This window comes from Streptomyces sp. NPDC054786, from assembly GCF_053611685.1.
In genome coordinates, this window is sequence record NZ_JBSHAW010000088.1 from 1 (window position 1) to 10470 (window position 10470).

At 72.9% G+C, this 10470-nt stretch carries 9 protein-coding genes; 5 read left to right on the forward strand and 4 right to left on the reverse strand.

Annotation, left to right across the window (positions count from 1 at the left end; translation table 11 throughout):
- Positions 1-123: 123 nt before the first annotated feature.
- From ACWGI6_RS37900 to ACWGI6_RS37915, 4 genes are all read right to left on the reverse strand, one after another.
- Positions 124-1611 (reverse strand): alpha/beta fold hydrolase, encoded by a 1488-nt coding sequence (locus ACWGI6_RS37900; protein WP_453271725.1) that lies wholly within the window; start codon positions 1609-1611, stop codon positions 124-126.
- A 169-nt stretch (positions 1612-1780) separates the two neighbouring features.
- Complete coding sequence (locus ACWGI6_RS37905; RefSeq protein WP_453271726.1) at positions 1781-3070, reverse strand: nucleotide disphospho-sugar-binding domain-containing protein; 1290 nt, start codon at positions 3068-3070, stop codon at positions 1781-1783.
- Positions 3071-3254: 184 nt separating this feature from the next.
- Positions 3255-4274, reverse strand: coding sequence for a methyltransferase (locus tag ACWGI6_RS37910; protein ID WP_453271727.1), 1020 nt, complete (start codon positions 4272-4274; stop codon positions 3255-3257).
- Positions 4275-4432: 158 nt separating this feature from the next.
- Positions 4433-4816 carry a hypothetical protein gene (locus ACWGI6_RS37915; protein WP_393910135.1) on the reverse strand — a complete coding sequence of 128 codons (384 nt, stop codon included), beginning with the start codon at positions 4814-4816 and terminating at the stop codon, positions 4433-4435.
- 198 nt (positions 4817-5014) lie between these two features.
- Here ACWGI6_RS37915 and ACWGI6_RS37920 point away from each other — a divergent pair, with 198 nt between their 5' ends.
- The 5 genes from ACWGI6_RS37920 (at position 5015) to ACWGI6_RS37940 (ending at position 10395) form a co-directional block, all read left to right on the forward strand.
- Positions 5015-6028: a Gfo/Idh/MocA family protein gene (locus ACWGI6_RS37920; RefSeq protein WP_453271728.1), complete on the forward strand. Its 1014-nt coding sequence runs from the start codon at positions 5015-5017 to the stop codon at positions 6026-6028.
- 30 nt (positions 6029-6058) lie between these two features.
- On the forward strand, positions 6059-7306 hold the full coding sequence (locus tag ACWGI6_RS37925; RefSeq protein WP_453271729.1) for a cytochrome P450 family protein: 1248 nt from the start codon (positions 6059-6061) through the stop codon (positions 7304-7306).
- A 62-nt stretch (positions 7307-7368) separates the two neighbouring features.
- Positions 7369-8427 (forward strand): methyltransferase, encoded by a 1059-nt coding sequence (locus ACWGI6_RS37930; protein WP_453271730.1) that lies wholly within the window; start codon positions 7369-7371, stop codon positions 8425-8427.
- A 75-nt stretch (positions 8428-8502) separates the two neighbouring features.
- Positions 8503-9525, forward strand: a complete 1023-nt coding sequence (locus tag ACWGI6_RS37935) for a methyltransferase (RefSeq protein ID WP_453271731.1) — start codon at positions 8503-8505, stop codon at positions 9523-9525.
- A gap of 147 nt (positions 9526-9672) precedes the next feature.
- Positions 9673-10395, forward strand: a complete 723-nt coding sequence (locus tag ACWGI6_RS37940; RefSeq protein WP_453271732.1) for an SDR family oxidoreductase — start codon at positions 9673-9675, stop codon at positions 10393-10395.
- Positions 10396-10470: the final 75 nt, after the last annotated feature.

Below are 10470 nucleotides of genomic sequence, written 5' to 3' on the forward strand. Positions count from 1 at the left end.
AGGGTGATCTCCTTGCGGCCGAAAGCGGCGAGGGACAGGTCGGCGACCTTGAAGTCCTGGCCGGTGGCTGCTGTCGTCATGCGGGCTGCTCCTCGGGGCGTGGCGGGCGGTGGGGCCGGGGCGTCAGACGGGGAGGGTGGCGGGCGCGTCGGCCGGAAGGTCCGGCCGGGCGGCGGTTCCGGGCACGCCGGTCCGCGCGGGCGGCAGCGTGCCGTGCACGAGGTAGCGGTGGACATGGGCGTCCACGTGCGCATTGCCGGACAGGACGAACACCTCGTGGTCGCCGGAGTCCTCGACCGTGACGAGGTGATGGCCGAGTCGTTCGGCCATGGCGACGCCGCCGGCGTAGTGGTCCATGGGGTCGCCGTCGGCCTGGACGACGAGCCCGGCCGGGTAGCCCTCGCGGGTGAGGGTCACGGGGCGCTCCGGCGCGGTGAAGGTACGGAAGGCGCCCACCCAGGGCTGTGCCCGCAGCACTCCGTAGCCGTAGGGGAAGCGCCTGCGGAACTCGCGCATGTCCGCGAAGTAGGTCTCCGGGTCCACGGGCCAGTCGTGTTCCAGGGTGATGGCTTCGAGGACGCCGCAGCGCAGATCGCCCTCGCTGTCGCCGGGCCGCCAGGTGCCCTGTTCGGACAGCAGGTTGCGGGTCTTCACCGGGTCGCCGGCCAGCGCGGCGGCCCGCACATCCCGCACCAGGTAGCCGAGTTCGGCCCACTGCGCGCGGTCGGCCGCGCGGTTGCCCACCGCCCCGTCGAGCAGGGTGCGCACCCGGTACCCGTCCGTCTGGCGTTCCAGGCCGGCGACCACGTCCTCGACGGTGGCCAGCACCGCGGTGGCGTCGGTGCCGAGGTCGAAGTGGCGGTGGCGCTCACCGGTCCACCGGGCCCAGGCGTCCACATTGCGCCGGACGGCGTCGCCCTGCCACAGGAACTGCTCGCGCCAGGTCCAGCCGGGGTGGACACAGGAGTCCAGGACGCTGCGGTCCAGGTGCGCGGGGAAGAGCGAGCCGTAGACGGCGCCGACATACGCCCCGTACGCATACCCGATGAAGTTCAGCCGTTCCTCGCCGAGGACGGACCGGATGAGGTCCATGTCCCTGGCGGTGTTCGGGGTGCTGATGTGCCGGCGCAGTTCGCCGCCGGCCCGCTCGCAGGCCAGTTCGCGGCGCCGCATGTCCTCGGCGAGCGCGTCGAACGCCGAGTCGGGCGGCCGGGAGTCGAACGGTGCCTTGGGAAGCGTCACTTCGGCGTGCAGCGGGGTGGAGGCACCGGTGCCGCGCGGGTCGAACCCGATGAGGTCGTAGACCTCGTGCAGCGGGGTGCCGGCGAACTTCGCCGCCAGGCCCCGGCCCAGGCCCCAGTCACCGCCGGGGCCGCCGTTGACGGCCAGCAGGATGCCCCGCCGGCGGTCCGGGTCGGTGGCCCGGTGGCGGCTGAGCGCCAGGGTCAGCCGCTCTCCGTCGGGATCGGCGTGGTCCCGGGGCACCTCGATGGTCGCGTACTCGACCGGGAGGCCGTCGTCGGTTGTGGCTGCCGTCCACCGCGGCCGCTGTGCGCGGAAGGCGCGCGGCGCGGAGGACGTCGTCGGGGAGTCGGACCGCTTGATTACCACCGGGGATCTCCGTTCTCGTGATGAGGTCAGCGTTGCGGTGGCGCCTTGAGAGGCTCTGGAACGGCTCCGGACCGGCAGACGGTTCCGCCGGTCCGGACGTCGGCCGGCACCGGTCAGGCGGCGCGGCACGCGGACGCGGACCCGGACCGGTGCCGGGGGAGGGGCGTGTTCAGCGCGCCGCGCGGTGGAGCGCGGCGAGCTTCTCCAGCACGGGCACCGTGTCGTTCGGGCTCGGCATGGCCAGCCAGTCCGTATGCAGCCGCCGGGTGTGGTCCTGGAACGACGGCTCGGTGAGGACCCGCAGGAAGCGGGCTCGCATCTCCGCCACCGACTGCTGCTGAGGATCCACCGCGAGGCCCGCACCGTGCCCGACCACATAGGCGGAGTTGGCGGCGTAGGCCACGCGCAGCTCGTCCCCGACGACCAGCTGCGGCACGCTGTGGGCGACGGCCGCCGTGAAGGTGCCGATACCGCCGTGGTGAACGATCGCCGAGCAGCTCGGCAGCAGCAGGTTCAGCGGCAGGTAGTCGACGGCACGCACGTTGTCCGGCAGGCGCTGTCCGGCCAGTTGGGAGGTGTCGAGGGTGGCGATCACCTCGATGTCCAGCCCCTCCACCATCTCCAGCAGCGCCGGTACGAGCACCTTGTCGTTGTCGAACATGCGCTGGGTGGCGCCCAGCGTCAGCGCGACCCGGGGGCGGTCGGGGCGCGACCGGAGCCAGGACGGGACGGCTGCCGCGCCGGTGTACGGAATACGCCGGACCGGGACGGTACGGGCCCGGCTCGGCAGCCGCATGTCGGCGGGCGTCGGGTCGAGGGTGAACTGGCCGAGCAGCAGGTCGTCGTCGACCCGCACACCGTGGCGTTCGGCCGCCGGGCGGACGATCTCGGCCACCGGGTCCGGCAGCCCCGCGGCCGTCAGCTCGGCGCGGCGCCGGTCGATCCGGTGACAGGCCCAGCCCAGGTAGTCCCGACCCCACAACACCCGCCCGTGGGCCGCGCCGCAGGCCCGTGCCGCGACCGCGGCGGCCGGCCAGTTGGGATCCCACAGCACCAGATCGGGCCGCCAGTCACGGGCCGCGGCGACAAGATCGTCGACACCGCCCCAGCCGTCCGGAGCGGAGGCGTCCGCCGGGTGGAAGACGCGTGAGGACGCCAGGGTGTAGGTGCTGACGGTGGCCCAGACGTCGGTGTCGCTGTCCTGGTCGATGTCCAGGGCCGCGGCCAGCCGCTCCCGGTGTTCCGTGGGCAGCAGGTGATCACCGACGGTCGCGGGGGAGGCGATGGTCTCCGGCGTGCCGAGCGGCACCGCGGACAGTCCGGCGGCGGTGATGGTGCCGGCCAGATCCGGATGGGAGGCGACGCGGACCTCGTGGCCGGCGCCCTGGAGCGCCCAGGCCACCGGAAGGGTCGGATACAGATGTGCGGTCAGTGGCCACACCACGATCAGTATGCGCATGGGATTCCCCTTTGCTGTCCGGCCCGAGTTGCGGACACGCCCCGGAGCGTCACACGCGGCCATCGAGGGGGACTCGACTCCTCGTCGCCGCCTCCCGGCAGCCGTCCGCCCTGCCCGGTGAGGAACGGCCGGGGCAGGGCGGAGGGGGGCAGGTGGGGCCGGGGGCCGGTGGCCGGCCGGGAGGTCAGGCGATGACCGCCTCGATGACCGACATCAGGGACGGCGTCGGCAGAATGCGAGTGATCCTGAACCCGGCCTTGGTGAGGATCTCCTCGAACTCCCGCTGGGTGCGCTCCTTGCCGTCGTAGACCGCCATCATCATCACGTCGATGGTCTTGCTGGCGTCGAACGCGTTGCCCGGCGGGATGACCGGGTCGACGACCAGCACCTTGCTGTCCTTGCGCATGCCCGCGCGTACGGCCTGCAGGATGCGCAGGCAGTTCTCGTCGCTCCAGTCGTGGAGGATGGACTTGAGCAGATAGTGGTCGTGGCCGGCCGGCACCGATTCGAAGAAGTCGCCGGAGGCGGTGGACCACCGGCCCGCCACCTCCGGCCGGTCCAGCTGGTGTTCGGCGATGACGGACGCCTGGTCGTAGAGCGTGCCGGTGACCTGCGGGTGCGCGGCGAGCACCGAGCGCAGCAGACCGCCGCGCCCGCCGCCGACGTCGACGACGGTGGCGCCGTCCGGGAAGTCGTAGCTCTGCGCGACATGTTCGGTCACCAGGTGCGAGAAGCCCGCGGTCCCGGCGTTGAAGAGCGAGGCGGCGGCCGGGTCCGTCTGCAGATGGGCGAAGAACGGCGCACCGAAGAGCTCGTCGAAGGCCGTACGGCCGGTGCGGACCGTCTCGTGCAGCCGGCCGACCGGCTTCCAGTACAGGTCGTCGCCCAGCATGAGGAAGCTGTCGCGCAGCGAACCGGGCACCCCGCTGCGGAGCAGCTCCGCCATGGGGGTGAGGCCGAAGCGCCCCTCCGCGTCCTCCTGGAACACCTGGCGCGTGGACAGATAGCGCAGCACCCGGCCCAGGTGCGGGCCGTGCAGCCCGGTGAGCTCCCCGAGCTCCTCAGGAGTGCGCGGGCCGCCGGCCAGATGGTCGGCGACACCGTGCAGGGTCACCGTGTAGAGCGCCGCCGAGTACAGAAAGCCGTTCATGTGCTCCGACAGCTGTGCGCTGAGCTCGGCGGCGTCGCCGTGAGCAGATGTCATCTTTGTCCTCCGAGGTGTACGGAAAGGCCCGTTGGCGGGCCCGGAGTGTGGCGGTGCTGCGTGCTTCCCACGGTGCCGACCGCCGCATGAGTGACGGCACAGGACGGGTCGTACGGCGCCTGAGCGCCTGCCCGCAGGGGCGCGGCCGGTGCGGTCCGTCAGCGGCGGCGGGTCCCCCGCGCCGCGACCTCCGCGCTCTCCAGCAGCTGGTCGCCGGCGTCATAGACATGGGACACCCCGGAGCTGGTGAAGGTGTCTCCCGTCTGTACGACGTGCTGCTCGATGTCCACCCAGCCCGTGAACGTGCCGTCCGGGTCGAAGACGAGCTCGGCGAGCCGGAAGGAGAAACGGCCGTCTCCCGTCGCGGTCCAGCTGCCCGCGCCCACACAGCCCGGACGCGGGCCCGCCAGCAGCAGGGTGCGGCCGTTGGGTGTGAAGCGCAGGGTGCTGGTGTAGGTCCCCCGCTCCAGAAGCAGTTCCTCCGTCCAGGTGCCCACCGGCGTGCTCGCCGTGGCGGTCCGGCCGGCCACCGACTGATCCATCCTGTGCCTCCTCACCCGCCGCACGCGGCGTCGCTGGAGCCCCAGCCTCGGGCCCGCCCCTCAACGACCGCTGGAGTCACGGTCATCCGGCCCGCGCCGGACGGACTCCGTACGCGGACGAGCAGGTTTCGAGCGCGCCCTTCTACCGTCGGGCCGACCGTCCCGCCGCCGTGTGCGGCCACCGACGCAGGAGGAGCCATGCCGCCCCCCGTCCGGATCGCCGTACTGGGCTGCGCCGACATCGCCCGTCGGCGCATGCTGCCCGCCTTCGCCGCAACGCCCGGCGTGACGCCGGTGGTGGTGGCCGGCCGGGATGCCGCCCGCGCCGGGGAGCTGGCGCGGGCGTACGGGTGCCGGGCCGTCCAGGGCTATGCCGCCGCGCTGGCCGCCCCGGACGTGGACGCCGTCTACCTTCCGCTGCCCGCCGCGCTGCACGCCGACTGGGCGGAGGCCGCGCTGCGGGCCGGCAAACATGTGCTGGCGGAGAAGCCCCTGGCGCTCGACCCGGAGCGCACCGACCGACTGCTCGAACTGGCCGCGGCACGGGGCCTGGTGGTCGCGGAGAACGTGATGTTCCCCCACCACCGCCAGCACACCGCCGTACGGGACCTGGTGTGCGAGGGCGCCATCGGCGAACTCCGTTCCCTGCACGCGGCCTTCGCCGTCCCCCGCCTGCCCGACGAGGACATCCGCTACCGGCCCGAGCTGGGCGGCGGCGCCCTCTGGGACACCGGGGTCTACCCCGTCCGGGCCGCCGTCCACCACCTCGGCGGCGGGCTGCGGGTCGCCGGGGCCGTCCTGACCCGCGGGCCGGGACGCCTGGTGGACACCACCGGATCCGCGCTGCTGGTCAGGGACGACGGGGTGACCGCCCAGCTGTCGTTCGGCCTGGACCACGCGTACCGCAACGTCTGCGCACTGTGGGGCACCCGGGGCCGCATCGTCATCGAGCGGGCCTTCACCCCGCCCGCGGATCTGACGCCCCTGGTCCGCCTGGAGGACGCGACGGGCACGCGGGAGATCCGCCTTTCCCCGGATGACCAGGTGCGCAACACCGTCAGCGCCTTCTGCGCGGCGGTGCGCGCCCGGCAGACCTCCCCGGAGGACGGCATCCGTGAGCAGGCACGGCTGCTGCACGCCATCCGCCGCGGTGCACAGCTGCGATCGGCGGCCGACCGGGCCTCCACCGGCGCTCCCTACGGTGCCGCCTGAACGTGTCGGCCCCCGTACGGAGGTGTCCTGGTGAGTGAAGACCGCATCGTTGATCTGGCGGCCCTGGGGGAGGAGTTCACCCGTGACCCGCATCCGGTCTACGCCGAGCTGCGGGCCCGGGGACCGGTGCACCGGGTGCGGTTGCCGGAGGGCTTCGAGGCCTGGCTGGTCGTCGGCTACGAAGCCGCCCGCGCCGCGCTGTCCGACCCGCGGCTCTCCAACGACTGGCGGCATGCCGCGGGTGCCGAAGAGGGCGATCCCGCGGCCGCGCCGCACATGCTCATCTCCGATCCGCCCCGGCACACCCGGCTGCGCAGGCTGGTGGTCAAGGAGTTCACCCCGCGCCGCATCGAGGCCCTCGGTCCCCGGGTACGGGAGATCACCGACGAGCTGATCGACACCATGCTGAGCCGGCCCGACGGCCGTGCCGACCTCGTGGAGGACTTCGCGTTCCCGCTGCCCGCCGCCGTCATCTGCGAACTCCTCGGCGTGCCCTACGCCGACCGGCGGAAGTTCCACGAGTGGTCCACCGAGGTCACCAAGCGCTCCGGCGGACCACAGGCCGAAGGGGCCATGGGGGAGCTGGTGGGCTATCTGGCCGGGCTGCTGGCGGACAAGGACCGGCGGCCCGGAGACGACCTGCTGAGCGCGCTCATCCGTACGACCGGCGAGGACGGCGACCGGCTGTCCTCGGACGAACTCCTCGGCATGGCCGTCCTGTTGCTCATCGCCGGCCACGAGACCACCGCGGGACTGATCTCCAACGGCATGCTCGCGCTGCTTCGCCACCCGGAACAACTCGCCGCACTGCGAGCGGACTTCGGCCTCCTGGACGGCGCGGTGGAGGAGATGCTGCGGCACAGCGGACCGACCGGGACCTCGCTGCACCGGTTCACCACCGGGCCCGTCGACATCGCGGGCACCCCGATCCCGGGCGGCGGGGAGCTCATCCTCATCGGCAACACCCCCGCCAACCACGACCCCGGCCGTTTCCCCGACCCGGGCCGCTTCGACATCCGCCGCGACCACCGCGGCCACCTGGCCTTCGGGCACGGCATCCACTACTGCTTCGGCGCCCCGCTCGCCCGGCTGGAGGCGCGGACCGCGATCCGGGCCCTGCTGCAACGCTGCCCCGGCCTCACGCTGGACGCCACGCCGGACCGCCTGGTGTGGCACCACAGCGCCATGATGCGGGGCCTGCCCCATGTCCCGGTCCTGGTGCGCCCGCCGGCCGCGGACCGGACCGCGGAGGTGCACCACGCCTCAAGCACTCGTTGAGGCGGGTCCTGCACTGTGACGACGTCAGAAGGAGCGCTGGTGGGAGTGGAAGGGAACAGGCGATGACCGACACGGCGAGTGAGCTGGACCCGTCGAAGGGGTGGGCCGGGCCGACGGCCGAGGCACCGCCGGAGGCGGCACTCATGCAACTCCTGATGGGCGGTTTCGTCACCCAGTCCATCGGTGTGGCGGCACGGTTCGGTGTGGCGGACGCCCTCGCCCAGGGCCCCCGGCACGTGGACGACCTCGCCGCCGAGGTCGGCGCGCATGCGCCGTCCCTGTACCGGCTGCTGCGTGCCCTGGGGGACTTCGGGGTGTTCGCGGAGCTGGCGGACCGGCACTTCGCCCTCACCCCGGCGGGCGAGCTGCTGCGCAGTGACAGCACTCCGTCGCTGCGCGGGCTGGCGGCGCACTTCGGATCGGGCTTCCACCGGGCCGCGTGGAGCGGCCTGTACGACAGCGTCCGCACCGGCGAGGCCGCCTTCGAGCGGGTCCACGGAGCGCCGCAGTTCGACTACTACCGCAGCCACCCCGAAGAGGCCGCCATCTTCGATGCGGCGATGACGTCCGTGGCCTCCGCGATCTACGCGACGCTGGAGTCCTACGACTTCGGGCGGTTCTCCACCGTCGTCGATGTGGGCGGCGGCAACGGCGCCTACCTCTCCGGCATCCTCGCCTCCTACCCGGCACTGCACGGTGTGCTCTTCGACCTCCCCGACGTCGTGGAGCGCGCCGCCCCGGTCCTCGCCAAGGCGGGCGTCGCCGACCGGTGCGAGGTGGCCGGCGGCTCCTTCTTCGACGAGGTGCCGCGGGGCGCCGACGCCTATGTGCTGACGGCCGTCATCCACGACTGGGACGACGAGGCCTCGGTGCGGATCCTGCGCAACTGCCGCGCCGCCATGCCCGCACACGCGACCTTGCTCCTGGGCGAACCGGTGCTGCCGGACGGCCCGGAGCCGTCCGTGGGCAAGCTCCTGGACCTGGAGACCCTGATCGGTACCACGGGCCGGCAGCGCACCGAAGCGGAGTTCCGCGCGCTGCTGGACCGTGCGGGGCTGCGGCTCACCCGCGTCATTCACAGCCCGGGACCGGACAGCCTCGTCGAGGCCGTGCCCCGCTGACCGCGCACGGCACCGCCCCCGGTGCCCCCGGTGGAAAAGACCTCAGCGCAACGGAAGAAGGAGTGGGATCAGCCGATGGGCAGCGACATCGCACAGGACGGCAGTCTGCAACTGCTGGAAATCAGTGAGAGCTTCATCTACGCACGGGCGCTGCATCTGGCGGCGGAGCTGAAGATCGCCGATCTGCTGGCGGACGGCCCGCGCCCGACGGCGGAGCTCGCCGAGGCCAGCGCCACCCAGCCGGCGGCCCTCTACCGCCTGCTGCGGGCGCTCGCCGGCCGCGGGGTGTTCACCGAGGTGGAGAGCGGCCGGTTCGGCCTCACCCCGGTCGGTGAGTGCCTGCGTTCCGATCACCCGCGCTCCGTCCGGGCGACCGTGGCGCAGGCCGGCCGGCTGACCGCCAGGACGTTCCACCACGCCGAGGAGGTGCTGCGCACCGGCGAAGGGGCGTTCACCACCGCCTTCGGGCAGCCCGTCTGGGAGTTCCTGCAGGAACACCCCGACGAGGGCGCGGACTTCGACACCGCGATGCACGAGCACAGCCGTATCGAGCGTGACGCGATCGTGGCGGCCTACGACTTCTCCGGAACCGCCCGGCTGGTGGACATCGGCGGCGGCGACGGCACGCTGCTGGCCACGGTGCTGGAGGCCCACCCGGAGACCGCCGGCGTGCTGTTCGACCTTCCGCATGTCGTCGAGCGGAACCGGATCGGCGACGCCGGACTCACCGCCCGCTGCGAGATCGTCGGCGGTGACGTCTTCGGCGAACTCCCCGCCGGTGGCGACCTGTACATGATGAAGTCGGTACTGCACGGCTGGACCGACCGGGAGGTCGTCACCATCCTCACCGGCTGCCGGCGGGCGATGAAGCCGGACGGCACGCTGCTGCTCATCGAGCGGGTGATCCCCGTCGGGGACACCCCGCACTCCAGCAAGGCGTTCGACCTGGCGATGCTCGTCATGGCCGGCGGCCAGGAGCGGACGCAGGACGAGTACACGGCGCTGCTCACCGAGGCCGGGTTCCGGGTGCAGAGGGTCATCGGCACCGACTCGTCCCTGAGCATCGTGGAGGCGGTGCCCACCGGCGCCGCGCTCTGAGCCGGCCCGGACAGGGGTGCCACCGGCGTGTGCCGCGGTGGTGCCCCTGTGCCGTGCGCGGACCCCGCCAGGGCACCCGGCCCGGTGCCGTCACGGTGCTGAGCCAGGGACCAGCCGCGCCCTAGCGCACGATGACAGCCTCGCTGCATGACTGCCACCGCGAAGATTGCACTGATCACCGGCGCCAACAAGGGCATCGGATACCAGGCCGCACGACTGCTGGGCGCCCAGGGTGCCGTCGTCCTGCTGGGTACCCGTGACCCGGCGCGCGGCGAGGCCGCCGCGAAGGCGCTGCGCGAGGAGGGCGCGGACGCGCACGCCGTGCCGCTGGACGTCACGGACCCCGCCGGCATCGCCGCGGCCGCACGGTATGTCGACGCGCGGTACGGACGGCTGGACATCCTCATCAACAACGCCGGGATCAATGTGGAATGGCCGGCCGGCGCGCCGAGCGAGGTCACCCGTGATGCCCTGTGGGCGACCCTGGAGACGAATGTGTTCGGCCTGGTCGAGGTCACCAATGCGCTGCTGCCGCTCATCCGGCGCTCGCCGGCCGGCCGGATCGTCAACGTCTCCAGCGAAATGGGACTGCCCGCCTGGCTCGCCGGATCGGAGATGCCGGCGATGACCGCGTACAGCGTGTCGAAGGCGGCGGTGAACATGCTGACCGTGCTCTACGCGAACGAACTGCGGGGCACGACCGTCAAGATCAATGCCTGCTCGCCCGGCTTCGTCGCCACGGACATCAACCGGGGCGTCGGAGAGCGGACGGCCGAGGAGGGCGCCGGGATCGAGGTCCGGATCGCCACCCTCGGCGCGGACGGGCCGACCGGCCGGTTCCTCAACGACGGCGGCACCGTGGCGTGGTGACCGCGGCGCCATGAGCACCGGGAAGGGCGGCCGGGGGCGGGGGGGGCCCCCCCCGGCCGGCCGGGGGCCGCGGGG

Bases quoted from the DNA above. Each gene is read 5' to 3' on its own strand.
- ACWGI6_RS37935 (WP_453271731.1), top strand. From the start codon at position 8,503: ATGGGCAGCGACATCGCACAGGACGGCAGTCTGCAACTGCTGGAAATC.
- ACWGI6_RS37915 (WP_393910135.1), bottom strand. From the start codon at position 4,816: ATGGATCAGTCGGTGGCCGGCCGGACCGCCACGGCGAGCACGCCGGTG.
- ACWGI6_RS37910 (WP_453271727.1), bottom strand. From the start codon at position 4,274: ATGACATCTGCTCACGGCGACGCCGCCGAGCTCAGCGCACAGCTGTCG.
- ACWGI6_RS37920 (WP_453271728.1), top strand. From the start codon at position 5,015: ATGCCGCCCCCCGTCCGGATCGCCGTACTGGGCTGCGCCGACATCGCC.
- ACWGI6_RS37940 (WP_453271732.1), top strand. From the start codon at position 9,673: ATGACTGCCACCGCGAAGATTGCACTGATCACCGGCGCCAACAAGGGC.
- ACWGI6_RS37905 (WP_453271726.1), bottom strand. From the start codon at position 3,070: ATGCGCATACTGATCGTGGTGTGGCCACTGACCGCACATCTGTATCCG.
- ACWGI6_RS37930 (WP_453271730.1), top strand. From the start codon at position 7,369: ATGACCGACACGGCGAGTGAGCTGGACCCGTCGAAGGGGTGGGCCGGG.